Source organism: Streptomyces sp. HP-A2021 (genome assembly GCF_022807935.1).
GTDB lineage: Bacteria > Actinomycetota > Actinomycetes > Streptomycetales > Streptomycetaceae > Streptomyces > Streptomyces afghaniensis.
Map to the genome: position 1 here is coordinate 2,895,738 of NZ_CP094344.1, position 24,030 is coordinate 2,919,767.

Annotated in this window: 22 protein-coding genes, 1 pseudogene and 1 riboswitch; of the genes and pseudogenes, 11 read left to right on the forward strand and 12 right to left on the reverse strand. The window is 70.8% G+C overall.

Going from position 1 to position 24,030, the window contains the following annotated elements; genetic code table 11:
• Positions 1–44 precede the first annotated feature (44 nt).
• The gene (locus MQE23_RS12990) at positions 45–1,580 is read right to left on the reverse strand and encodes a gamma-aminobutyraldehyde dehydrogenase (RefSeq protein WP_020272873.1); all 1,536 of its coding nucleotides are present in this window, start codon (positions 1,578–1,580) and stop codon (positions 45–47) included.
• A gap of 200 nt (positions 1,581–1,780) precedes the next feature.
• Here MQE23_RS12990 and MQE23_RS12995 point away from each other — a divergent pair, with 200 nt between their 5' ends.
• On the forward strand, positions 1,781–2,350 hold the full coding sequence (locus MQE23_RS12995) for an NADAR family protein (RefSeq protein ID WP_020272875.1): 570 nt from the start codon (positions 1,781–1,783) through the stop codon (positions 2,348–2,350).
• A 46-nt stretch (positions 2,351–2,396) separates the two neighbouring features.
• Here MQE23_RS12995 and MQE23_RS13000 read toward each other — a convergent pair whose 3' ends face one another.
• Both MQE23_RS13000 and MQE23_RS13005 read right to left on the reverse strand, forming a co-directional pair.
• Positions 2,397–2,861, reverse strand: a complete 465-nt coding sequence (locus MQE23_RS13000; protein WP_243379234.1) for a DUF4190 domain-containing protein — start codon at positions 2,859–2,861, stop codon at positions 2,397–2,399.
• 69 nt (positions 2,862–2,930) lie between these two features.
• On the reverse strand, positions 2,931–3,575 hold the full coding sequence (locus MQE23_RS13005) for a DUF4190 domain-containing protein (RefSeq protein ID WP_037669419.1): 645 nt from the start codon (positions 3,573–3,575) through the stop codon (positions 2,931–2,933).
• A 156-nt stretch (positions 3,576–3,731) separates the two neighbouring features.
• Here MQE23_RS13005 and MQE23_RS13010 point away from each other — a divergent pair, with 156 nt between their 5' ends.
• Both MQE23_RS13010 and MQE23_RS13015 read left to right on the forward strand, forming a co-directional pair.
• Positions 3,732–4,874, forward strand: coding sequence for an adenosine deaminase (locus MQE23_RS13010; protein ID WP_128092566.1), 1,143 nt, complete (start codon positions 3,732–3,734; stop codon positions 4,872–4,874).
• A gap of 83 nt (positions 4,875–4,957) precedes the next feature.
• Complete coding sequence (locus MQE23_RS13015) at positions 4,958–5,662, forward strand: glycerophosphodiester phosphodiesterase (protein WP_243382614.1); 705 nt, start codon at positions 4,958–4,960, stop codon at positions 5,660–5,662.
• On the opposite strand, the gene MQE23_RS13020 is transcribed toward MQE23_RS13015, so the two are convergent.
• From MQE23_RS13020 to MQE23_RS13030, 3 genes are all read right to left on the reverse strand, one after another.
• Positions 5,607–7,250, reverse strand: a complete 1,644-nt coding sequence (locus MQE23_RS13020) for a sigma-70 family RNA polymerase sigma factor (protein ID WP_243379235.1) — start codon at positions 7,248–7,250, stop codon at positions 5,607–5,609. The two genes, MQE23_RS13015 and MQE23_RS13020, sit on opposite strands and share 56 nt — an antisense overlap.
• A 128-nt stretch (positions 7,251–7,378) precedes the next feature.
• Entirely contained in the window at positions 7,379–7,906 is a 528-nt protein-coding gene (locus MQE23_RS13025) for a hypothetical protein (RefSeq protein ID WP_020272881.1), read from the reverse strand.
• Positions 7,907–8,014: 108 nt separating this feature from the next.
• On the reverse strand, positions 8,015–9,454 hold the full coding sequence (locus MQE23_RS13030; protein ID WP_020272882.1) for a gamma-aminobutyraldehyde dehydrogenase: 1,440 nt from the start codon (positions 9,452–9,454) through the stop codon (positions 8,015–8,017).
• Between the two features lie 164 nt (positions 9,455–9,618).
• Here MQE23_RS13030 and MQE23_RS13035 point away from each other — a divergent pair, with 164 nt between their 5' ends.
• The 7 genes from MQE23_RS13035 to MQE23_RS13065 all read left to right on the forward strand — a co-directional run bounded on the left by MQE23_RS13035 (position 9,619) and on the right by MQE23_RS13065 (position 16,594).
• Positions 9,619–10,134 carry an Lrp/AsnC family transcriptional regulator gene (locus MQE23_RS13035; protein WP_010044422.1) on the forward strand — a complete coding sequence of 172 codons (516 nt, stop codon included), beginning with the start codon at positions 9,619–9,621 and terminating at the stop codon, positions 10,132–10,134.
• Positions 10,135–10,153: 19 nt separating this feature from the next.
• Entirely contained in the window at positions 10,154–11,515 is a 1,362-nt protein-coding gene (locus MQE23_RS13040) for an aspartate aminotransferase family protein (RefSeq protein ID WP_020272883.1), read from the forward strand.
• Positions 11,516–11,722: 207 nt separating this feature from the next.
• Positions 11,723–12,472, forward strand: coding sequence for an ATP-binding cassette domain-containing protein (locus MQE23_RS13045; RefSeq protein ID WP_020272884.1), 750 nt, complete (start codon positions 11,723–11,725; stop codon positions 12,470–12,472).
• On the forward strand, positions 12,454–14,055 hold the full coding sequence (locus MQE23_RS13050; RefSeq protein WP_243379236.1) for a hypothetical protein: 1,602 nt from the start codon (positions 12,454–12,456) through the stop codon (positions 14,053–14,055). Before MQE23_RS13045 ends, MQE23_RS13050 begins: the two co-directional genes overlap by 19 nt.
• A 121-nt stretch (positions 14,056–14,176) precedes the next feature.
• Complete coding sequence (locus tag MQE23_RS13055; RefSeq protein ID WP_020272887.1) at positions 14,177–14,584, forward strand: VOC family protein; 408 nt, start codon at positions 14,177–14,179, stop codon at positions 14,582–14,584.
• A gap of 24 nt (positions 14,585–14,608) precedes the next feature.
• Positions 14,609–15,730 (forward strand): LOG family protein, encoded by a 1,122-nt coding sequence (locus MQE23_RS13060; RefSeq protein ID WP_020272888.1) that lies wholly within the window; start codon positions 14,609–14,611, stop codon positions 15,728–15,730.
• A 204-nt stretch (positions 15,731–15,934) separates the two neighbouring features.
• On the forward strand, positions 15,935–16,594 hold the full coding sequence (locus MQE23_RS13065) for an LAETG motif-containing sortase-dependent surface protein (protein WP_020272889.1): 660 nt from the start codon (positions 15,935–15,937) through the stop codon (positions 16,592–16,594).
• A 98-nt stretch (positions 16,595–16,692) separates the two neighbouring features.
• Here the strand turns inward: MQE23_RS13065 and MQE23_RS13070 are convergent, their stop codons facing one another.
• From MQE23_RS13070 to rlmN, 4 genes are all read right to left on the reverse strand, one after another.
• Positions 16,693–17,712, reverse strand: coding sequence for an ABC transporter ATP-binding protein (locus tag MQE23_RS13070; RefSeq protein ID WP_020272890.1), 1,020 nt, complete (start codon positions 17,710–17,712; stop codon positions 16,693–16,695).
• Complete coding sequence (locus MQE23_RS13075) at positions 17,712–19,391, reverse strand: iron ABC transporter permease (protein WP_243379237.1); 1,680 nt, start codon at positions 19,389–19,391, stop codon at positions 17,712–17,714. Before MQE23_RS13075 ends, MQE23_RS13070 begins: the two co-directional genes overlap by 1 nt.
• Positions 19,367–20,404, reverse strand: a complete 1,038-nt coding sequence (locus MQE23_RS13080; protein ID WP_051185576.1) for a thiamine ABC transporter substrate-binding protein — start codon at positions 20,402–20,404, stop codon at positions 19,367–19,369. The genes MQE23_RS13075 and MQE23_RS13080 overlap by 25 nt, the downstream gene beginning before the upstream one ends.
• A gap of 124 nt (positions 20,405–20,528) precedes the next feature.
• Positions 20,529–20,635, reverse strand: a riboswitch (TPP riboswitch).
• Positions 20,636–20,675: 40 nt separating this feature from the next.
• On the reverse strand, positions 20,676–21,782 hold the full coding sequence (rlmN, locus tag MQE23_RS13085; RefSeq protein ID WP_020272893.1) for a 23S rRNA (adenine(2503)-C(2))-methyltransferase RlmN: 1,107 nt from the start codon (positions 21,780–21,782) through the stop codon (positions 20,676–20,678).
• A 621-nt stretch (positions 21,783–22,403) separates the two neighbouring features.
• Here rlmN and MQE23_RS13090 point away from each other — a divergent pair.
• Positions 22,404–22,928, forward strand: a complete 525-nt coding sequence (locus MQE23_RS13090) for a hypothetical protein (protein ID WP_128092567.1) — start codon at positions 22,404–22,406, stop codon at positions 22,926–22,928.
• Between the two features lie 552 nt (positions 22,929–23,480).
• Here MQE23_RS13090 and MQE23_RS13095 read toward each other — a convergent pair.
• Positions 23,481–23,624, reverse strand: a pseudogene (locus tag MQE23_RS13095) (YdcF family protein); the annotation flags it as partial.
• Positions 23,609–24,013, reverse strand: coding sequence for a VOC family protein (locus tag MQE23_RS13100; RefSeq protein ID WP_051185573.1), 405 nt, complete (start codon positions 24,011–24,013; stop codon positions 23,609–23,611). The pseudogene MQE23_RS13095 and the gene MQE23_RS13100, both read right to left, overlap by 16 nt.
• Positions 24,014–24,030 lie beyond the last annotated feature (17 nt).

A 24,030-nucleotide genomic window follows, 5' to 3' on the forward strand; every position in this document is an offset into this window, starting at 1 on the left:
CTTTCGGAGGGTGGACGGCCGTTGGTCAGGCGGCCTGCAGACGACTATCGGTCCCCGAAGACGGTGCGGTGCCAGTCCTTCGCGGCCACCGCGGTGTTGTCGAACATGACGTGCTTGATCTGGGTGTATTCCTCGAACGAGTACGCGGACATGTCCTTGCCGAAGCCGGAGGACTTGTAGCCGCCGTGCGGCATCTCGCTGATGATCGGGATGTGGTCGTTGACCCACACACAGCCCGCCTTGATCTCGCGCGTGGCCCGGTTCGCCCGGTACACGTCCCGGCTCCACGCGGAGGCGGCGAGCCCGTACGGCGTGTCGTTGGCGAGCGCGATGCCCTCGTCGTCCGTGTCGAACGGCAGCACGACCAGCACGGGTCCGAAGATCTCCGACTGGACGACCTCGCTGTCCTGGGCGGCGTCGGCGATGAGGGTGGGCCGGTAGTAGGCGCCCTTGGCCAGCTCACCCTCCGGCGCTTCTCCGCCGGTCACCACGCGTGCGTAGGCACGCGCCCGGTCGACGAAACCGGCGACCCGGTCGCGCTGCGCGTGCGAGATCAGCGGGCCGAGGTCGGTACCGGCGGCGAAGGGGTCGCCGAGCCGGACGGTCTCCATGAGCGCCGCCGTCCGCTCCACGAAGGCGTCGTAGAGCGGTCGCTGCACGTACGCGCGCGTGGCGGCCGTGCAGTCCTGCCCGGTGTTGATGAGCGCGCCGGCGACCGCGCCGTGGGCGGCGGCCTCCGGGTCGGCGTCGTCGAAGACCACGAAGGGCGCCTTGCCGCCGAGCTCCAGGTGGAGGCGCTTGACGGTGGCGGTGGCGATCTCCGCGACGCGCTTGCCGACGGCGGTGGAGCCGGTGAAGGAGGTCATGGCCACGTCGGGGTGGCCGACGAGGTGCTCACCGGCCTCCCGGCCGGTGCCGGTGACGATGTTGAGCACGCCGTCCGGGATGCCTGCGTCCGTCGCCGCCTGGGCGAAGAGCAGCGAGGTCAGCGGGGTGAGCTCGGCGGGCTTGAGGACGATGGTGTTGCCCGCCGCGATCGCCGGAAGGACCTTCCAGGCGGCCATCTGGAGGGGGTAGTTCCAGGGCGCGATCGAGCCGACGACGCCGATGGGCTCGCGCCGGATGTACGACGTGTGGTCCCCGGAGTACTCACCGGCGGACTGGCCCTGGAGCAGCCGTGCGGCACCGGCGAAGAAGGCGGTGTTGTCGATCGTCCCCGGGACGTCGAACTCCCGGCTCAACTTCAGCGGCTTGCCGCACTGGAGCGACTCGGCACGGGCGAAGTCCTCGGCGCGGTCGGCCAGGACCGCGGCGAACCGGTGCAGGGCGTCGGAACGCTCGCCGGGCGTGGCCGCCGCCCAGGCCGGGAAGGCGGCGCGGGCGGCAGCGACGGCCCGGTCGACGTCGGCCGTGCCCGCCAGTTCGTAACGGAGCACCTCCTCGCCCGACGCCGGGTCGACGACCGCGTGCGTACGGCCGGAGGTGCCCCTGCTCAGGCGCCCGGCGATGTACTGCGCGCCCTCCGCGAAGCGCTCCTCGGCCGGGAATCGGTCCGGGGTGGCGTTGCCCGGGTTGTGCATGTCGCTCTCCTCCGTGTCCCCGTGAGGGGGCCGGCGTGGCTCAGGCTCGATTTGAGTGCCGATCCTGACAGAGGGATGACACGCCAACAAGGGATTCCGTTGTTGATTTTTGGTTACGCGACGGAATCTGTCGACCAGGTGTCGAGTCCGCCGTGCCTGGACAGGACGGTGTGTCAGTGGTGCGTGCCAGACTCGGGTGCATGGAGAAGATCACGGGGGTGGTCCATTCCCGGGACGCCCTGATCGGGGCGGTCCGCGCGGGGGCCAGGATCAAGTATCTGCATTTCTGGGGGCACCGGCCGCGGCCGGACGGCCGGATCGGGGCGAGCTGTCTGAGCCAGTGGTGGCCGGCGCCGTTCACGGTGGACGGCGTGGAGTACGCGACGGCCGAGCACTGGATGATGGCGGGCAAGGCCCGGCTCTTCGAGGACGCGGCGGCGGAGCGGGCCGTGCTGTCGGCCGCGCATCCCGCCGAGGCGAAGAAGGCCGGGCGGCTCGTGCGCGGGTTCGACGAGGCGATATGGGAGCGGGAGCGGTTCCGGATCGTCGTGGAGGGCAGTGTCCACAAGTTCGGCGCGCATCCCGAGCTGCGGGCGTTTCTGCTGGGCACGGGTGATCGTGTGCTGGTCGAGGCGAGTCCCGTGGACCGGGTGTGGGGCATCGGGCTGGCAGCGGACGACGAGGCGGCGGCGGATCCGGAGCGGTGGCGTGGGCCGAACCTGCTGGGCTTTGCGCTGATGAAGGCGCGGGATCAGCTGCGCGGGGCATGAGTCGGGGGCCGGCCCACAGGACCGGCCCCCCGGTGGAGCAGCGGCTTCAGGCAGCCGCGCCGAGCCCGCCCATGATGCTGGCGAAGAGCAGGAAGCCCAGCAGCGGAAGGATCACGGTGGCGATGATGCCGCAGACCAGACCGGCGGTCGCCGCCCCCTTGTTGGTGGCCTCACCACGCGTGGCCTTGCCCCGGCCGATGGCGCCGAAGATGATCGCCAGGATGCCCAGGATCACGCCGAAGAACCACAGAATGAAGGTCACGCTGCACACCACGCCGATGATGCCCAGCACCAGACCCGTGGTTCCCATGCCGTTGCTCGGCTGCGCGGGCATCGCGTACCCGGGCGCCTGGGGGTAGCCCGCGGGCGGCGCGGCCGGGTAACCGGGGCTGCCCTGGGGGTAGCCGTAGCCGGGGCCGCCCTGCTGCGGGTAGCCGTAGCCGGGGGCCGGCTGCTGCGGGGGCTGGGACGGCGGACCGAACCCACCGGGCGTGGGGTTGGTGTTGGACATGGACGATCTCCCCTCCGTTGTCAGACCAGGGAATCGTAGTGGCCAAATCGGCCACGCAGTACGGCTGTTTCAGCGGTGGGACGCGGCGGTGGCCACGGGCCCCTGGGCGCCGTAGTACGGATCGTCGTCGTAGTCGTCGCTGTTGATCGCGGCCGTGATGCCGACGGCTATCAGGACGATCACGGTGATGCCGAGGATGATCCCGATGATGCCCATGATCAGACCCGCCTGCGCCTGACCGTGGTTGGTGGCCACGCCGGCCTCGGCGCGCTTGCGGCCCTTGATGCCGAAGACGACGGCGAGGATGCCGGTGACCAGGGAGACCACGCCGTACAGGCAGAAGAGCGTGCAGGAGATGATGCCCAGCACCATCGCGGCGATACCCATGCCGTTCTGGGGGGCCATGGGCATGCCCGGCCAGCCGTAGCCTCCCTGGGGGTAGCCGCCTCCCTGTGGGTAGCCGGGGTAGCCGTACCCGCCGGGGGCGACGGGTGGGGGCGGGACAGCGCCGGAGTTGGACGTGTCGTACTGGGGCGTGCCGGCGGGTGGGGTGAACCCTGCGCTGGGCATCGAGGTGACCGTGGCCTGGTCGTGCACGGACGGCGACCCGGACGGCGACTGTGGCGTCTGATTCTTGTCGAGCGAGGTCTTGTTCTCCGGGGGCGCCCACGGGTCGTGGCCGCCGCCTCCGTCTGGTTGCGTCGCGTCCGTCATGGTGCATCCCCCCTGGGTCGATCGTGCCGCCATGCTACGGGGCCGTTCGGTGTGGGCCACAGTGCGGGTGCGTGGGGGCTGGTCGCGCCCACGCGGCGGAGCCGCACATCGATACAGCCCGCGCCCACAAAAGGGGGCGCTCCCCCACGGCATACGATGACTCCGAGTCATCGATCAGCCGATCACCCGCGCCCGCCCGCCATGCGCCGGCAGGGGCGCCGTTCCGGGGAGGAACCCTTGACCGAGCATCTCGTCGACCCTCGTGCCCCACGCGATCTCACGGCCTTCGTCGCCGGACTGCCCAAGGCCGAACTGCATGTGCACCACGTGGGCTCCGCCTCCCCCCGGATCGTGTCCGAGCTGGCCGCCCGCCACCCCGACTCGAAGGTCCCGACCGATCCCGCCGCCCTGGTCGACTACTTCTCCTTCACCGACTTCGCCCACTTCATCGAGGTGTACCTGTCGGTCGTCGACCTGATCCGCACGCCGGAGGACGTCCGGCTGCTGACCTTCGAGGTGGCGCGTGACCTGGCCCGGCAGCAGGTGCGGTACGCCGAGCTGACCATCACCCCGTTCTCCTCCACCCGCCGCGGCATCGACGAGCGCGCCTTCATGGACGCGATCGAGGACGCCCGCAAGGCCGCCGAGGCCGATTTCGGGACCGTGCTGCGCTGGTGCTTCGACATCCCCGGCGAGGCGGGGCTCGAAGCCGCCGAGGAGACGACCCGGCTCGCCACCGACGACCGGCTCCGCCCGGAGGGTCTGGTCTCCTTCGGTCTGGGCGGGCCCGAAGTCGGCGTGCCACGGCCGCAGTTCAAGCCGTACTTCGACCGGGCGATCGCCGCCGGGCTGCACTCCGTACCGCACGCCGGTGAGACCACGGGTCCGGAGACGGTGTGGGACGCCCTCACACATCTGCGGGCCGAGCGCATCGGGCACGGCACCAGCTCCGCGCAGGACCCGAAGCTCCTCGCGCACCTCGCCGAGCACGGGATCCCGCTGGAGGTGTGCCCGACCTCCAACATCGCCACGCGCGCGGTCCGCACCCTCGACGAGCACCCGATCAAGGAGTTCGCCGCGGCCGGGGTCGTCGTCACGATCAACTCCGACGACCCGCCGATGTTCGGCACCGACCTCGACAACGAGTACGCGGTCGCCGCCCGGCTGCTCGACCTCGACGAGCGGGGCCTGGCCGACCTGGCGAAGAACGCCGTGGAGGCGTCCTTCCTGGACGCGGCGGGCAAGGCCCGGATCAAGGAGGAGATCGACACGTACACCGCGGGTTGGCTCGACCGGTGACGTCCTCCCCCGAGCACCCCGAGCACCCCGAGCACCCGGGACACCCCGGGCACCCCGGCCACCCCGGGCGCCGCGTGACCGCCGTGGCCCACCGGGGCGACCCCTACCGCCACCGCGAGAACACCGTCGCCTCGCTGCGTTCCGCGCTCGACCGGGGCGCGGACGCGGTGGAGATCGACGTACGGCTCACCCGGGACGGCGTGCCGGTGCTGCTGCACGACGACACGCTGAAGCGCCTCTGGGAGCAGGAGCGGCCGGTGCTCGCGCTGTCCTGGGAAGAGGTGCGCGGACTGACCGGCGGCGGGGTCCCTGCCCTGACCGAGGCGCTGGCCGCGACCGACGGCCACCGGGTGATGATCGACCTGCCCGGCTCGCCCGACGTACGGGCGGTGCGGCGGGTGATGGACGCCGTACGGGAGGCCGGGGCGGCGGATCGCGTCTACTACTGCGCGGGCGCCGACGCCATGCTCGCCGTGCGCGCGGCGGACCCGGCCGCGGAGATCGCCCTCACGTGGACGACGCTGGCCCCACCCCGGCCCGTCCTGCTGGAGGCGATCCGCCCGCGCTGGCTCAACTACCGTTTCGGCCTGGTGGACCGGCCCCTCGCCGAGCGGGTCCACCGGGACGGCTACCTGCTGTCCGTCTGGACCCCCGACACGCGCCGCTCCATGCGACGGCTGCTGCACGCGGGGGTGGACTCGATCACGACCAACCGCATCGACGTGCTGTGCGCTACACGCGCGAGCGCTGCGGGACCGTCGCCGGATCGGCCGGGGTCGCCCGCGTGACGTACTGCGGCACCGGCGCGCTGTCCGTGCCGGTGTCGCGGACGAGGCCGTAGCGGATGGCGCCCTGGGCGGGGCCCGTGTTGACGTCCTTGTCCACGGCCGCCCAGTCGGAGGGGAAGACGGCGATGCCGTAGTCGCAGCCGCGTTCGTTCTGGGTGAGGGTGACGGTGCCGTCGACGTAGAAGTACTCGTTCTGCCACATCTGCTGGGTGCCGGGCGGCAGCACGGCGTATCCGATGTCCGGGCCGCCCATACCGGTGACGTAGCCGTTCGGGGCACCGGGCAGCGGGTCGTCCATGCGGCGCGAGCCGCCGGAGGCCACGTGGAACAGCTTGCCCTTCAGGCCGGTCCAGGTCGGCATGACCACCCCGCCGGGCCGGGCGTGCGGCGAGATCTGCCAGCGGACCAGGACATAGCCCCGGCCGCTCAGCGTCACGCTGTCGCCACGGTGCTGCATGACGGCCTTCGGGCCGCCGGTGCTGGTGACGCCGGACTCGGGGCGGCGGGGCAGGGCGGCGGGCCGGGCGTCCGGGTCGGGGGCGCGGTCGACGGCGTCGACGACCGTGCCGTACAGGTCGACCTTCCTCTTCGCCGACGGTGAGGGCGTGGAGGTGGGGCTGGGTGTGGGCGTGGCGGAGGGCGGCGGTTCGGACGTGGCCGTCGCCGTGGGGGTGACCGCGGCCCGGGGAGGCGGGGCGTGAGGCGGCTGGGTGACGACGTACGCGCCGCCCGCGACGATCGTCGCGCCGGCGGTCATCGCGACGGCCGGCTTGGTGAGCGCGCCCAGCAGCTTGGCGGACCACCCGGCGGAGCCGGCGGCCACGGCCGTCTTGCCGCCGAAGGCGAGCGACAGGGTGAACCCGACGGGCAGCGGGACGAGCGCGATGCCGACCAGGAGGCGTTCGGCCGGTACGACCGTCTCGCGCGGGTCGCCGCAGTAGCCGCAGCCGCGGATGTGCCGGGCCAGCCGCTTGCGCCACACCGAGTCGGGCCGGCCGTCCCAGCGTCCGGTCAGCTCGCGCAGGTCCGGGCAGGCGCCGTCCAGGGCGCGGACGATGCCGCGCGAGGTCTCCAGGCGCTCCTTCATCCGCTGCACGCGCACGGCGGCGTGCTGCCGGGTGATGCCCACGGCGGCGGCCAGTTCGCGCCGGGTCAGTTCGCCCGCGACCTCCAGCCACCACAGCGACAGCAGTTGCCGGTCCTCGTCGTCGAGCCAGCGCACGGCCTCGGCGACCTCACGCCGCTGCCCCTCCAACTGCAGCCGCAGCACGGTCAGTTCGGCGAAGTCGGAGGCCGCCGCCTCCTCCAGCCGCTCCGGGGTGCGGCGCCGGGCGCGGTCGCGTATCTGGCGCATGGCGATCGCCACCAGCCAGGACCGGAAGCTGTCCGGGTCGCGCAGCGAACCGAGGTTGTCGACCGCGCGCAGCATGGTCTCCTGGACGACGTCGTCGACGTCCGCGTGGCCGTTCAGGGCCCGGCCCACGATGTTGTAGACCAGCGGCAGCCAGCCCGCGACCAGCTCGTCCAGCGCCTGCCGGTCGCCGGACTGCGCCGCCGTGATGACGGCGCGCCAGTGATGACTGTCCACGGTGGCCTCTCGCCGGCTGAGATCAGTACTTTTCCGCACGCACCCTCTCAGGCAGGACGGGGGTCTTGGCTATGTGGGGGATCACATGCGGGGAGACGGCGTGAAGGTTCTCGGGATAACAGTTTTTCTCAGCCGCCGAGCGCCGGGGTGGCGGCCGCCGGGGCGCTCAGCGCCTCCAGCCGCTTGATCCGCTGCCGTACGACATACAGCGGGATCACCCCGAGTACTCCGAAGGCCATGTCGATCACCGACCACCAGAAGGGGATCTGCCGGATCGGCCCGCAGACGAGGGCGAGCGGGATGATCCCCGCGCAGGCGATCATCCCGAACTCGACGACCCAGATGTTGCGGACCGGGTCGCGGTAGGGCCCGTAGAAGGCGACCGCGATCACCAGGTGCGCGAAGGCCAGCCAGTCCGTGCCGTAGAGCAGGAAGGGGTACTCGGCGTCGGCCTCGTCGAGGCCGGCCCGGACCCGCTCGATCCAGTCCGTCAGCCCGGGCAGATACTCGCCCACGGACAGCGCGCGCAGCAGGTCCTCGGTCCAGCGCAGTTCGTGCACCAGGGGGAAGGCCGTGGCGCCGCTGAGCACCAGGCACACGACGAAGAAGACCAGCCACGCACGGATGCCCTTCAGCAGGGCGGCTCTGTCGCTCATGGCGGCACTCTACGCCCATGTTGAACATGTTCAAAAACAGATTCCGCGGGCAGACGAACGGCCCCGGGCGGCATCAGCGCCCGGGGCCGTCACAACCGAACGGAGTGGCTACGCGTCCAGCGACGTCATCACGTGCTTGATCCGCGTGTAGTCGTCGAAGCCGTACGCCGACAAGTCCTTGCCGTAGCCGGACTTCTTGAAGCCGCCGTGCGGCATCTCGGCGACCAGCGGGATGTGCGTGTTGATCCAGACGCAGCCGAAGTCGAGCTTCTTGGACATCCGCATGGCGCGGCCGTGGTCCTTGGTCCACACGGAGGAGGCGAGGGCGTACTCGACGCCGTTGGCCCACTGCACCGCCTGGTCCTCGTCGCGGAAGGACTGGACGGTGATGACCGGGCCGAAGACCTCCTTCTGGATGATCTCGTCGTCCTGCTTGAGGCCCGAGACGACGGTCGGCGCGTAGAAGTAGCCCTTGTCGCCGACCCGCTTGCCGCCGGTCTCCACGCGCGCGTGCGCGGGCAGCCGGTCGATGAAGCCCTCGACCTGCTTGAGCTGGTTGGGGTTGTTGAGCGGGCCGAACAGCACGTCCTCGTCGTCCGGCTGCCCGGTCTTCGTCTCGGACGCGGCCTTCGACAGTGCGGAGACGAACTCGTCGTGGATGGACTCGTGGACGAGGACGCGCGTGGCGGCCGTGCAGTCCTGGCCGGCGTTGAAGTAGCCCGCGACCGAGATGTCCTCGACGGCCTTGGCGATGTCGGTGTCCTCGAAGACCACGACCGGCGCCTTGCCGCCCAGCTCCAGGTGGACGCGCTTGACGTCCTTGGAGGCGGACTCGGCGACCTGCATACCGGCACGCACCGAGCCGGTGATGGAGGCCATCGCCGGGATCTCGTGCTCGACCATCATGCGGCCGGTCTCGCGGTCGCCGCAGATGACGTTGAAGACGCCCTTCGGCAGGATCCCGCCGAGGATCTCCGCCATCAGCACCGTGGACGCCGGGGTGGTGTCGGACGGCTTCAGCACGACCGTGTTGCCCGCCGCGATCGCCGGGGCGAACTTCCACACGGCCATCATCATCGGGTAGTTCCACGGCGCGACCTGCGCGCAGACCCCGACCGGCTCGCGGCGCACGATGGAGGTCAGGCCCTCCATGTACTCGCCGGCCGAGCGGCCCTCGAGCATCCGCGCCGCACCCGCGAAGAAGCGGATCTGGTCGACCATCGGCGGGATCTCCTCGGAGCGGGTCAGCCCGATGGGCTTGCCCGTGTTCTCCACCTCGGCCGCGATCAGCTCCTCGGCGCGCTCCTCGAAGGCGTCCGCGATCTTCAGCAGGGCCTTCTGGCGCTCGGCGGGCGTGGTGTCGCGCCAGCCGGGGAAGGCCTCGGCGGCCGCCGCCATCGCGGCGTCCACGTCCGCCTGCCCGGACAGCGGAGCGGTCGCGTACGCCTCGCCCGTCACGGGATTGACCACCTGGGTGGTCCGTCCGTCGGCGGCGTCCCGGAACTCACCGCCGATGTAGTTGCGCAGACGACGCAGCTCGGTGCTCACTGCCGGCCCTCCAGTTCGGATGTCCAGTACTTGAGACACCCACCCTAGTCGGCCGGTCCACGTTTTCAACACCCCCACTCCCTTCGATCGTGCGGAATCCGCAGATGTGAGCTACACAAACAACGGATTTCATCGATCAGACCTTGCGGAAGTGTCGAGACCTCGTGCACAGTGAGCCGGTGGCCAGTCGAAGCGCAGACCAGAGGGACTCCCGCGAGTCCAGGAACGGCGGTCCCCAGCTGGACGCCGTCTCCCTCGCCATCATCGAGCAGCTCCAGGAGGACGGCCGCCGGCCGTACGCCGCCATCGGCAAGGCCGTGGGCCTCTCCGAGGCGGCCGTGCGCCAGCGCGTGCAGAAGCTGCTCGACCAGGGCGTGATGCAGATCGTCGCCGTCACGGACCCGCTCACCGTGGGCTTCCGCAGACAGGCCATGGTCGGCGTCAACGTCGAGGGCGACGTGGAGTCGGTGGCGGACGCGCTGACGGCCATGTCCGAATGCGAGTACGTGGTGATGACCGCAGGCTCCTTCGACCTGATGGTGGAGATCGTCTGCGAGGACGACGACCACCTCCTGGACGTCATCAACAAACGCATCCGGGCCGTCCCCGGAGTGCGCTCCACCGAGAGCTTCGTCTACCTCAAGCTCAAGAAGCAGACCTACATGTGGGGAACCCGATAACCGTGAGGACCCGATAGCCGTGAGCAAGGACCTCTCCCAGACCGCGTACGACCACCTGTGGATGCACTTCACGCGCATGTCGTCGTACGAGAAGGCCCCCGTCCCCACCATCGTCCGGGGCGAGGGCACGTACATCTACGACGACCAGGGCAAGCGCTACCTCGACGGTCTCGCCGGCCTGTTCGTGGTGCAGGCCGGGCACGGCCGCGTCGAACTCGCCGAGACCGCCTTCAAGCAGGCGCAGGAGCTGGCGTTCTTCCCGGTGTGGTCCTACGCCCACCCCAAGGCCGTCGAGCTGGCCGAGCGCCTCGCGCACCACGCACCGGGCGACCTGAACAAGGTCTTCTTCACCACCGGCGGCGGTGAGGCGGTCGAGACCGCCTGGAAGCTCGCCAAGCAGTACTTCAAGCTGGTCGGCAAGCCCACCAAGCACAAGGTCATCTCCCGCGCGGTCGCCTACCACGGCACCCCGCAGGGCGCCCTGTCCATCACCGGACTGCCCGCTCTGAAGGCGCCCTTCGAGCCCCTCGTGCCGGGCGCCCACAAGGTCCCGAACACGAACATCTACCGGGCGCCGATCCACGGCGACGACCCCGAGGCCTTCGGCCGCTGGGCCGCCGACCAGATCGAGCAGCAGATCCTCTTCGAGGGCCCGGACACGGTCGCCGCGGTCTTCCTGGAACCGGTGCAGAACGCGGGCGGCTGCTTCCCGCCCCCGCCCGGCTACTTCCAGCGCGTCCGCGAGATCTGCGACCAGTACGACGTGCTGCTCGTCTCCGACGAGGTCATCTGCGCCTTCGGCCGCCTGGGCACGATGTTCGCCTGCGACAAGTTCGACTACGTCCCGGACATGATCACCTGCGCCAAGGGCATGACCTCCGGCTACTCCCCCATAGGCGCGTGCATCATCTCCGACCGCCTGGCCGAGCCGTTCTACAAGGGCGACAACACCTTCCTGCACGGCTACACCTTCGGCGGCCACCCGGTCTCCGCGGCCGTGGGCCTGGCCAACCTCGACCTGTTCGAGCGCGAGAACCTCAACCAGCACGTCCTCGACAACGAGGGCAACTTCCGCGCCACCCTGGAGAAGCTCCACGACCTGCCGATCGTCGGCGACGTCCGCGGCAACGGCTTCTTCTACGGCATCGAGCTGGTCAAGGACAAGGACACCAGGGAGTCCTTCGACGCGGACGAGACCGAGCGGGTCCTGTACGGCTTCCTCTCCAAGAAGCTGTACGAGAACGGCCTGTACTGCCGCGCCGACGACCGCGGCGACCCGGTCGTCCAGCTCGCCCCGCCGCTGATCTCCGACCAGTCGACGTTCGACGAGATCGAGCAGATCCTGCGCGCCACGCTGTCGGAGGCGTGGACGAAGCTGTGACCCCGCGTCGCTCCGATCGTCTGCATGGATGATCAACACCGGCCCCGGTGCCGCCCGTTCGAGTGAGAAACGGCGGCCCGGGGCCGCGTGCTGTCCGGCGTCCCGCCGCCTTCTGCCTAGCGTGCCAGTGACTGATCGGCCCTGCCTTCGTTCCCCCGCACGGGGGATTGGCAAGGGAACTACGGATCTGAACCGAGGTGTACGCCCATGGAGGCCCCGCCGGACAACGACGTGCTCTGGGCACGTGCCCTGCACTTCCAGCACGACGACGGCTCCCCCGCGCTCAGCGGTGTCTCGCTCGGCGTCCGGGAGGGCGAGATCCTCGCCGTCAGCGGCCCGCGCGGCAGCGGCAAGACCACCCTGCTGCGGTGCCTGTCCGGCCTGGTGCCCGTCCGGCGCGGCGAGGTCTGGTTCAACAGCGTGCCCGTGCACACCATGGGCCCCCTCACCCGCGAGCGGCTGCGCCGCGACCGCTTCGGCTGGATCGACCCGGCTCCCTCGCTGGTCCCGGAGCTCAACGCCTGGGAGAACACCGCCCTGCCGCTGATGCTGCGCGGCACCAGCAGGCGCCGCGCCAAGAAGGCGGCCCTGGAGTGGCTGGAGCGCCTGGACATCGGCGAGAGCGCCCGCAAACGCCCGCACCAGCTGGTGCAGGCCGCGCGCCAGCGGGTGTGCATCGCCCGTGCCCTCGCCCCCGCGCCGTCGGTCCTGTTCGCCGACGAGCCCACGGCGCCCCTGCACCGCGCCGACCGCGCCCATGTGCTGCGCACCCTCACCACGGCGGCCCGCTCCCACGGCATCACGGTCGTCCTGGCCACACACGACGCGGAGACCGCCGCGCTCGCCGACCGCACGCTCTCCCTGCTCGACGGGCGGTGCGTGCAGACGGTGCACCTGCCGCCGGTCGCCGGACCCACCGAGGCGGAAGGCCGGGCCGCGTGCTCGCTCTCCGTCTGACCCGCGCCGCCCACCCCGCCGTCCAGCTGCGCCGCCTCCTGGTCGCGGCGGCCTCGGCGGGGACGGGTTTCCTGTTGCTGTGCGCCCTCGGCTACGCGCTGGGCCACCCCGGCTCCACCGGCGCCGCCCTGCTGAGGCTCGCCTGGTGCACGGCGCCCCTGGCCGCCACGGTGTACTTCGCGATCGCGGTGGCCCGCACCGACCCCGGTACGAAGCCCCGCCCCGGCCTCTCCGCGATCGGCCTCGGCCCGCTGCGCCTGATGGCCGTCTCGGTGACGACGACAGCCCTGTCCTGCACGCTGGGCTCGATGCTGGCCCTGCTGTTCTTCCTGCACCTGCGCGGCGACCTGACGGGCATGCCGTTCGACGGCGCGGCCGCCGAGTCCCTCGCGGCGGACCAGCCGCTGCCGCTGCCGGGAGCCCTGACGCTGCTCGCGATCGTGCCCGGAGCCGCGACGGTGGCGGTGGCGCTGGCGCTGCGGCCGAGGGAGGCGAGCCCGGCACCGTCCCGGCCGGCCGGGACGTACGGCCGTTTCGGCGCGTACCGGCGCACGAGCACACGCGAGACCTTCGGGGCGTACGGCCGTTTCGGCCGGCAGATCATCCGGCCCACGGACGGTCCTGCCACCGAACCCGCCACGTCGGCCGGGCAGAACGCGCAGCACGGCGGGCCGCCTGCGGCGCGGACGGGCGCGTCCGTCCCGGCGGCTGCCACGGGCTCGACCACCCGGGGCGCCGGGAGCACGGTGAGCGCGGTCGAGGACCCGCCCGAGCCGTCCGGGTCCCAGACGGTGGCACATGGCTCCGTGAGCACCGTGATCCCGGCCGGCACCGCCGCACACGCGGCCGACGGCAGCACCGTGCACGTGGCAGGGAACGCCGCCGGGCATCCGGCCCGGCACGCCGCGGCACCGGACGGCGCCGACGATCCCGCCGCTTCCGCCGAGGCCCTGCCGGACACCGTCCTGCTCGGCAACGCCCTCACCGCCGCCCCCTCCGGTCTCCCCTGGGGCATCACCGTCCTGGCCGCGGGTCTCGCCGTGGAGACGTACACGAGCCGTACCGCCCCAACGCCCCCCGACCTCACCTTCTCCGGCGCCTCCCCCGGCGTCCTGGCGGGCTGGGCGCTGGCCGCCGTCGGCATGGCCCTGGCCGGTCCGGGCCTGACCCATCTGTGCGGGCGGCTGCTCCAGTCGGCCCGCCCCGGGGCCCTCCGGCTCCTGGCCGGCCGGATCCTCATGGCGGAGGCCACCCGGATCGGCCGCCCCCTGGGCGTGGTCTGCGCGGTGCTCGCGGCGGCGTACGCCATGGCGCTGCTGCACGCCCCGGACGGACTGTCGCTCGGTCCGCTCACCACGCTCGGCGTGCTGCTGGTGACCGGCTGCACCGTGGCCACGGCCCTCATGGCCGCCGTCGAGGCCCGGCAGGCTCGCGCCGACACCACCGCCGCGCTGCTGCGCCTCGGCGCCCCCGCGACGATGCTGCGCGGCGCCGCCGCCCTCCGCGCGGGCGCGCTGCTCGCCCTGTTCGGCCCGCTCACCCTGACCGTCGCCGAACTGGCGGCGCTGCCGCTGGCCCGCTGAAGCCCGCCCCTCCAGCCCGCTGAAAACTCGTACGAAAAAAATCTCCGTACGGCGATGAGTTCCGCTCGGGCCCCCGGTCTATCCCCGCGTAACGACACACACCTGATGGGAGAGACCTCGCATGTACCAGCAGATGATCTTCGTGAACCTGTGCGTCAGCGACCTCGACGCCTCGAAGAAGTTCTTCACGGAGCTCGGCTACTCGATCAACGAGCAGTTCAGCGATGACAGCACCGCCTCGGTCGTGATCAGCGAGACCATCGTGGTGATGGTGCACACCAAGGAGAAGTACGCCCAGTTCACCAAGAAGGAGATCGCGGACGCGAAGAAGACCAGCGAGGTGCTGATCGCGCTGAGCTCCGAGAGCCGCGAGAAGGTCGACGAGCTGGTCGAGAAGGCGGTCGCGGCGGGCGGTTCGGTCTCCGGCGAGACCCAGGACCACGGGTTCATGTACGGCCGTGCCTTCGACGACCCGGACGGCCACACCTTCGAGGTCGTGTGGATGGACCCGGCGGCCGTCGAGGGCTGAGACGCGCTGTGCCAGCATGGGCGAGTGCAGACGATGCCCGCCCATGCGGCCCACCATGACGACCGTGAGATCGAGACGCTGGAGGAGTTCGACGCGACGGTCTCGGCGCGCGGCACGCTCGCCGGTCACCGCGTCCAGGCCGTCGACCTGACGGACCGTACGCGCGAACTGCTCGGCACGGACACGGCGGGTGCCGTCTTCCTCGGCTGCGCGATGCGCGAGGAGGCCGCCGCGAAGATCCGCACGGACGGCGCCCTGGTCTTCCCGCCGGTCCCGGACCTGCCCTTCGACCCGTACCGCGGCCATGTCTACGCGCCGGACGAGCTCTTCGAGTCGCTGGCTGACGGCTACGAGGCCACGCCCGACGCCCAGGCGTACGCCTGGTTCCAGCGCACGAAGGCGGACCGGGACATCTACGCCTCCATGCTGCGCGCGGTCCACGACGACTCGGTCTCGGACGCGCTCGACGAACTCCTGTCCGGCGCCCGGGTCGTGGGCGTGATGGGCGGCCACGCGATGGCCCGTGGCACGCAGGAGTACGCGGGGGCGGCACGGCTCGGCCGGGAGCTGGCCCGCGCCGGTCTCACGGTCGCCACGGGCGGCGGCCCGGGCGCGATGGAGGCAGCGAACCTGGGCGCCCACGCCGCCCCGTTCGGCGACGAGATGCTCACCGAGTCGCTCGAACTGCTCGCCAAGGCACCGCACTTCACGCCGTCGATCACCCAGTGGGCGACGGCCGCCTTCGAGATACGCGCGCGCTGGCCGCAGGGCGGTCGTTCCGTGGGCATCCCGACCTGGTTCTACGGCCACGAGCCGCCGAACGCCTTCGCGTCGCACATCGCCAAGTACTTCGCCAACGCCACGCGTGAGGACGGCCTGCTGGCCCGGTCCAACGCGGGCGTGGTGTTCCTGCCGGGCGCCGCCGGCACCGTACAGGAGATCTTCGACAACGCGACGCCCAACTACTACGAGTCGCGCGGCGAGCCGACGCCGATGGTGCTCGTGAACCGCGCGCACTGGACGGAGAAGCTGCCGACGTGGCCGCTGCTCCAGTCGCTGGCCAGGGGCCGTTCGATGGAGGCGCGAATCGCGCTCGTGGAGCGGATCGAGGAGGCACCGGAGGCGTTGAAACGTCTCGGCGGTTAATAAGCTGGCAAAGCAAGTGCTTGCAACCTGCATATGCGTTGACACTACTTATGCGGCGCTTATAGACCTGAGAGCCTCCCGGTAGTGCTGATGTTCAGTCAACACTGCCTCCACCCCCCGCATTTGCGCATCCTGTAAAGGACAAACGTGGCAGTTCTGTCCGTATCACGCCGTACGGCTTCGCGCCGTACCGTCACACGTTCCGTGCGGATCCTCGGTGTCGTCTCCGCCTCGGCCGCGCTCGCGCTCGGTGCCGCCGGCAACGCGCTCGCCTGCAACATCAACGAGTTCTCGGCCGAGGCGAAGTGCGACGGCGACAAGGGCGTCATCACCGTCACCGACGTGGACCCCGCAGGGGTCCCGGCGACCGTGACCGTGTACCTGGAGAACAACGGCGCCGACGTGAAGAAGGTCGGCGAGCAGGAGGTCAAGGGCTCGCGCGAAGGCACCACCATCACCTTCGCCGAGGACTGGAAGCCGAACGCGGAGTACCGCATCCACGTCAAGGCCGCTCCGTACGTCGACGAGGACATCAAGCCGAACCTCGTCACCCCGGCCACGGCCTGCAAGAAGGAGGAGGAGAAGCCGCCGGCGACTCCCCCGGCCACGCCGACCCCGTCGGCCTCCCCCTCGAAGCCGGCCGAGGAGACGGACACCCCGGCTCCTTCGCCGTCGGAGAGCGAGAGCACCACGCCGGCGGGCAACGCGCCCGCGCCCGCGGCCGGTGACTCCAACCTCGCCGAGACCGGCGCCGACTCCAACACCGGCATCATCGCCGGTATCGCGGCGGCCCTGGTCGTCGTCGGTGGCGGCGCGGTGTTCTTCGGCATGCGCCGTCGTGGGACGAACAGCAGCGACAGCTGACGCCCGCCCTTCAGCGCCCGGTGGTGGCCCGTCCCTCTCGTGGAGGCGGGCCATCGCCTCGTGTCAGGCCTGGGTGCAGTGCCCCGGGCCCGGTCCGATCAGTCGAGCACGGCGATGTCGGTCGCGTCGAACTCCACCCCGACCTCGTCCCCGGGCTCCGGCGCCGCCCGCAGCGCGCAGGCCGCCTCCAGGCGCGGGGCGTCCTCCGGCTGGAGGTGGACGGCGACATGGGTGCCCTTGAAGGTGCGCGCGGTCACCGTGCAGCGCAGGCCCGTGCCGGCCGGCACCAGGCGCACGCCCGCGGGCCGCACGAGCAGGGTCCGGGTGCCCTGCGGGGCGCCCTCCGGCACCGGCACCTTGCCCCACGGCGTGTCCGCGGCCTCCGCCCCGACCGTCGCCTCGACGACGTTCTCGAAGCCGAGGAAGCGGGCCACGAACGCGTCGGCCGGCCGCTGCCACACCTCAAGAGGCGTACCGGACTGGGCGATCCGCCCGTCCCGCATCACCACGACCCGGTCGGCCAGCGCGAAGGCCTCCCCCTGGTCGTGTGTCACGGCGAGCACGGTGGTGCCCAACCGGCCGAACAGTTCCTTCAGTTCGACGACCAGCCGCTCCCTGAGCGACCGGTCGAGCTGGCCCAGCGGCTCGTCCAGCATCAGCAGCCGGGGGCTCGGAGCGAGGGCCCGGGCCAGCGCCACCCGCTGCTGCTCCCCGCCGGACAGCGCAGCGACGGCCCGGCGGGACGCGCCCGGCAGGCCGACCAGGTCCAACAACTCCTGTACTCGCTCGGCCTGTTGCCGCTTCGACGTCCCGCGCATACGCAGTCCGAAGGCGACGTTGCCGCCCACGTCCCGCTGCGGGAACAGCTGGTGGTCCTGGAACATCAGCCCGACCCCACGCCGGTGCGCGGGCACGCCCGCCTGGTCGCGCCCGTCGAGCGCCACCCGCCCGGAGTCGAGCGGCTGAAGCCCCGCCACCGCCCGCAGCAGCGTCGACTTGCCGCTGCCGCTGGGCCCGAGCACGCACACGATCTCGTGCTCGGCGACCTCCAGATCGACGGCGTCCAGCACGGCACGCCCGCCGAAACGGACCGTCGCACCCTCCAGGGCCAGCAGCATCAGAACTCCCCGCTCCGGTCCGTGCGAAGCCTCTCCAGCACCAGCAGGGCCACCGCGCACACCACCATCAGAATCGTCGAAAGGGCCATCGCCTGGCCGTAGTTCAGCTCCCCTGGCCGCCCCAGCAGTCGCGCCACCGCGACCGGCAGCGTCGGGTTGTCGGGCCGCGCGATGAACACCGTCGCCCCGAACTCCCCGAGCGACACCGCGAAGGCGAACCCGGCCGCGATCAGCATCGCCCGCCGCACCATCGGCAGATCCACCTCACGCCACACCCGCCAGGGCGAGGCCCCCAGCACCGAGGCCGCCTCCCGCAGCCGCACGTCCACCGCCCTCAGCACGGGCAGCATCGTCCGCACGACGAACGGCACACCGACCAGCGCCTGCGCGAGCGGCACCAGGATCCACGAGGCCCTCAGATCCAGCGGCGGCTCGTCCAGCGCGATCAGGAACCCGAAGCCGACGGTCACCGCGGACACCCCGAGCGGCAGCATCAGCAGCGCGTCGAAGCCGCGCACGAACCGCCCGGCGTCCCGGCGGGTGAGCGCGACGGAGGCGAGGCCGCCGATCACCACGGCGATGGCGGTGGCGGCGACGGCGTACTCGAGGGAATTGCCGATCGCCTCGATCGGCGCCACCAGGAACACTCCGCCGTCGTCCCTGGTCAGGGCCCGGTAGTAGCCGAAGCCGGATGCGTCCAGAGATCGCTGCACCAGCACGGCGAGCGGCAGCAGGAGCAGCACGACGACGGTGCCGAGCACCCCGCCCAGCAGCGCCCACTGCCCCGTGCCGCGCGGCCGGCGCGCGGTCGCGGACGGGTCCACCAGCCGCAGCGCGCTCTCCCGCCGCCGTACGGTCCAGGCGTGCAGGGCGAGGATCGCGCCCACAGCGACGAACTGGATCAACGTCAGCACGGCGGCCGTGGACAGGTCGAAGATCTCCGACGTCTGCCGGTAGATCTCCACCTCCAGGGTCGAGAACGTGGGCCCGCCGAGGATCTGGACGACACCGAAGGAGGTGAAGGTGAACAGGAAGACCATGAGCGCGGCGGCGGCCACGGCGGGCGCGAGCGCCGGCAGCGTGACCTGTCGCCAGGCCCGCAGCGGCGACGCCCCGAGCATCCGCGCGGCCTCCTCCTGCCGCGGGTCGAGCTGCGCCCACAGCCCGCCGACGGTCCGCACGACGACCGCGTAGTTGAAGAAGACGTGCGCGAGCAGGATCGCCCACACCGTCGTGTCCAGCCGTACGCCCCACAGCTCGTCGAGCAGCCCGCCGCGCCCGACCAGCGCCAGGAACGCCGTACCGACGACGACCGTCGGCAGCACGAACGGCACGGTCACGACCGCCCGCAGGACCTGCTTGCCGCGGAAGTCGAAGCGGGCGAAGACATACGCGCCGGGCAGTGCGACCAGCAGCGTGAGCGCCGTCGAGACGACCGCCTGCCAGGTGGTGAACCACAGGACGTGCCGGACGTCCGACTGGGCCAGCACCTCCCCGAGCCGCCCGAACTGCCAGACCCCGTCGACCTTCAGACCGCGCGCGACGATCGCGGCGACGGGGTAGGCGAAGAAGACCGCGAAGAACGCGACGGGCACGGCGATGAGCCCGAGCCGCGCCGCGCTCCCGCGCCGGTCCTTGCGGACGGCTGCTTCGGTCACTTCAGTACGAGCGAGGTCCACGACTTGACCCACTGGTCACGGTTGTCGGCGATCTTCGCCGGGTCCATGGTCTCCGGGTCCTTGGCCTGCGGCCCGTACTTCACGAACTCCGGCGGCACCTGGGCGCCCTCGCGCACCGGGTACACGTACATGTTGAGCGGCATGTCCTCCTGGAACCGCTCGCTGATCAGGAAGTCGAGGAGCGCCTTGCCACCCTTGCTGTTCTTCGCGTTGCTCAGCAGCCCGGCGTACTCGACCTGCCGGAAGCAGGTGCCCTGCGCGACCCCGGTCGGTGCCGTGCTGGGCTTCGGGTCGGTGTAGACGACCTCGACGGGCGGCGAGGAGGCGTACGACACGACGAGCGGCCGGTCCCCCTTGGCCTTCTTGCCGCCGGCCGAGCCGGAGAACTCCTCGTTGTAGGCCTGCTCCCAGCCGTCGACGACCTTCACGCCGTTGGCCTTGAGCTTCTTCCAGTACCCCGCCCAGCCCCCGTCGCCGTACTTCGCGGCGGTGCCGAGCAGGAAGCCCAGGCCGGGCGAGGAGGTGGAGGCGTTCTCGGTGACCAGGAGGTTCTTGTACTGGGGCTTGACCAGGTCGTCGAAGCTGCGCGGCGGGGCGAGCTTGTGGTCGGCGAAGTACTTCTTGTCGTAGTTGACGCAGATGTCGCCCGTGTCGATGGGCGTGACCCGGTGCTTGCCCTGGTCGGCCCGGTACTCCGGCGCGATCCGGTCCGCGCCCTTCGGCTCGTACGGCTGGAACAGGCCATTGTCGAGGGCGCGGGACAGCAGCGTGTTGTCGACGCCGAAGAAGACGTCGCCCTGCGGGTTGTCCTTGGTCAGGATGGCCTTGTTCACGGCCTGCCCGGCGTCGCCGTCCTTGAGGACGTTCACCTTGTAGCCGGACTGCTTCTCGAAGGCCGCGATGACGTCCTTCGAGGCGGCCCACGAGTCGTGGCTGACGAGGGTCACGGTCTTGGAGTCGCCGGACCCCTGGCCGCCGTCGGACGACCCGCACGCGGCGAGCGTGCCGGCCATGCCGAGCCCGACGGCCACGGCTGTCAGCCGCTTGAGGTTGTTGCTCACTGGATTCCTCCTGGAGGACCAGGAGAAGACGCGGCCCTGCCCGGGATCTCTGGGGGTCCCGGGCAGGGCGCAACAGCTCGAGTGATGACCGATCTCCCTACCCAGAATGACCTGGGCCAGGTTCGGAGGGTCTGCGGCCGTGTGCCGCACTCTCAGCGCTGTGGCGCTCCCCTGTCGGAATATGAAGGTGTCGGAAAATACGGTTGTGCTTACGCCGGTCAGACTACCGTTCGGTGGCCGCGAGCTGGCCACACGCCCCGTCGATCTCCTGACCACGGGTGTCCCGGATCGTCACCGGCACACCATGGGCCGCGATGGCCTCCACGAACGCCTTCTCGTCCTCCGGCCGGGAAGCCGTCCACTTCGACCCGGGCGTCGGGTTGAGCGGGATCAGGTTCACGTGCACGGGCCTGCCCTTGAGCATCCGCCCGAGCCGGTCACCGCGCCAGGCCTGATCGTTGATGTCCCGGATCAGCGCGTACTCGATGGACAGCCGGCGCCCGGACTTGGCGCTGTACTCGAAGCCTGCGTCCAGCACCTCCCGGACCTTCCACCGCGTGTTCACGGGGACGAGGGTGTCGCGCAGCTCGTCGTCGGGGGCGTGCAGTGAGATCGCGAGGCGGCACTTGAGGCCCTCGTCCGCGAACCGGTGGATGGCCGGGACGAGACCGACCGTCGAGACGGTGATCCCGCGCTGCGACAGCCCCAGGCCGTCGGGCTCGGGGTCGGTGAGCCGCCGGATGGAGCCGAGGACCCGGTTGTAGTTGGCGAGCGGCTCGCCCATGCCCATGAACACGATGTTGCTGAGCCGAGCCGGCCCGCCCGGCACCTCACCGTCCCTGAGCGCCCGCATACCGTCCACGATCTGGTGCACGATCTCGGCGGTGGACAGGTTCCGGTCGAGCCCCGCCTGCCCGGTCGCACAGAACGGGCAGTTCATCCCGCACCCGGCCTGCGAGCTGATGCACATGGTCACCCGGTCCGGGTAGCGCATCAGCACGGACTCGACGAGCGTCCCGTCGAACAGCCGCCACAGCGTCTTGCGGGTGGTGCCCTGATCGGTCGACAGATGCCGCACGACGGTCATCAGCTCGGGCAGCAGGGCCTCCTGCAGCCGCCCGCGCGACCCGGCCGGAATATCGGTCCACTGCTCCGGATCGTGCGCGTACCGCGCGAAGTAGTGCTGCGAGAGCTGCTTGGCACGAAACGGCTTCTCCCCGACAGCGGCAACGGCCTCCTTGCGCTCGGCAGGAGTGAGGTCGGCGAGATGCCGCGGCGGCTTCTTGGCTCCGCGCGGGGCGACGAAAGTGAGTTCTCCGGGTGCAGGCATAACTCGTCCAGTGTGGCAGATCAACTCCGGCGGCCCAGGCCAGAGCGGGGTGGGGGCGGTCACCCGTGGGCGTCGGCTGTCAGCGTTGGTCGGCCTCGGACGGCCCAGGGACGGCCCAGCACTGATCGAGGACGCCGTGATCACTGCCTTGTAAGCCCGGTGGCACGGGTGTACAACGACGTCGTGACAACTCAACCAACACGGGCGATGTGGTGGGCCGAATTGGCGGTCTTTCTCGCTGTGGCAGGAGCGACCCTCACGCTGATCATGTTTCTGTTGTCGCTGGCAGCCGGGCACCACTCGGTCTCTCTTGGCGTTGGGCCCTCATCCGTGCTGCTCGCCCTGTCCATCGGTGTCGGCATCTTCGGCAGCGGCCGGTTCAGGGCTTGGGGGTTGCGCCGCCGAGATGCGTCCCCCGCCAGGAGATCTTGAAAACCGTCCTGGCAGCGGTGTCACCGTGGGTTCAATCCCACCGCCTCCGCGTGATGAGCAGTGAGAACGGCCCCTGACCTGGGTAGATGGTCGGGGGCCGTTTCTGTGCTCGGAGTCCGTGGCTGCCCGCTGTTCCCCGCTGGTTCCCGCTCGATCGGGCACGGCAGGGACACGGAGTAGGGGGGAGCAATGCCAGGTGATGTGGCGGTTGCAGCGATCTCTGCGAGCTCCGCGCTTGCGGCGAGTCTGATCACTGGGCTTGTGACGTGGCTGGTGATGCGGACACAGCTACTGCACCAGGCGCGGGAACAGCGTTCGGCACGGCGTGAACAGCTACTCCGGGACGTGTGTGCCAAGTGTCTTGAAGCGATCAGCAAAGCCCGGCTGGAGCTGGTCGCCCTCGGTAGAGCATCCGTGGCTCAATCCGGCGAGTTGAGAGCTGCGGCAGAGCGGGAGCTGGACGTGGCCGTGAGGGCCCTGTTCACTCACAGGACGCATCTCGCCCTAATCGCAGAGATCAAGCTGCAGCGGCTCGCTGCCAACATGTCTGATGCGTTCGAGGCGCTCTGGTACAGGCAGGAGCAAACACTTGCTGCAGCTGTGCCGGTTACTGAAGACGACCTCTGGTCAGCACAGACCCAGGAAGCCGAGAAGCTGGAGGAGGCCATGGCGCAGTTTGTTGCTGGAGCCAGCGAGACTCTGCGTTCCCTCTAGGACGGCCGAGGTCTGCCGGACTACCCAGCCACAACCTCCCCCAGCTCCCATCCCGTCTGCCGTCGACCCACACACCGTGGAGCGGGCGTGGTCCCTGGCGTCCAGGTGGAGCGCGCCACTGTACGAACGACCTGGACGCCAGGGACCGCGTCTGCTCGGCTCTGCCTGGGTCGATGGCAGACGGGATGGGAGCTCCCCGCGCCCGCCACTACTCCGGCCGGCACTCGCGAGTCGGCGCCCCCGCCATCTCGGAGCCTGAGCGCCCCCGCCGGAGGCATGCTTTGAGCGTTGCCGCGCTCCGCGGATCTCGACTCATGACCCGGCCTGTTCACATGTGGGCGCGCGTCGGCGCAGCCCGGGCAGAGCGGGCCGAAGGCAGGAGCCGCGCCCGGAGCGGAGCCGGGAAGCGCGCCCGGCGGAGTGGAGCGCAGCCGGGGCTTGATGAGGTAGAGAAACTCGATGAGGTAGAGAAACTCGTAACAGCTCGGGCGTGGCCGGTCGGGTAGGAGCATCTCTCGTGGCGTGAGTGCTTGGCCTGGCGCCGAGTTGGTGTCAGGCGGAAGCCTTGCCGGTGGTGCTGAGGAGCCGACTGGTGAAGCCTTCGCGGCAGAGCCGCTCGAACGCTTGACGTACGTCCTCCGGCACCGGCTGGCTGATCATGAACCCTTGCTCCGGGTAGATCAGCAAGCGCTGAAGTAGCAGAGCCGATAGCTGTCCTCGTACTGCACCACCTCGCCGACGAGTTCCGCGCCGTGGGTGTGCAGGCGGGCGATGGCGTCCTCGATGTCGTCGACGGCGAACATGACGCGGCGGAGGCCCAGCGTGTTCGGCGGCGCGTCCTTCGGCTCGGGGCGGATCGCCTTCGGCCGGTGGAACATCGCCAGCTCGATTCGGCCGTGACCGTCCGGGGTCCGCAGCATGGCGATCTCCTGCCGGACGCCGTCGAGCCCGATGACCCGCTCCACCCAAGCTCCCTCGGCCGGCCCTCTGCCCTCCAGCTCCATGCCGAGTTCGACGAAGAACGACAGGACGGCGTCGAGGTCGTCGACCACGATGAGGACGTTGTCCATCCGCTGGATCGTCACGCGGGGCCTCCTCGGCG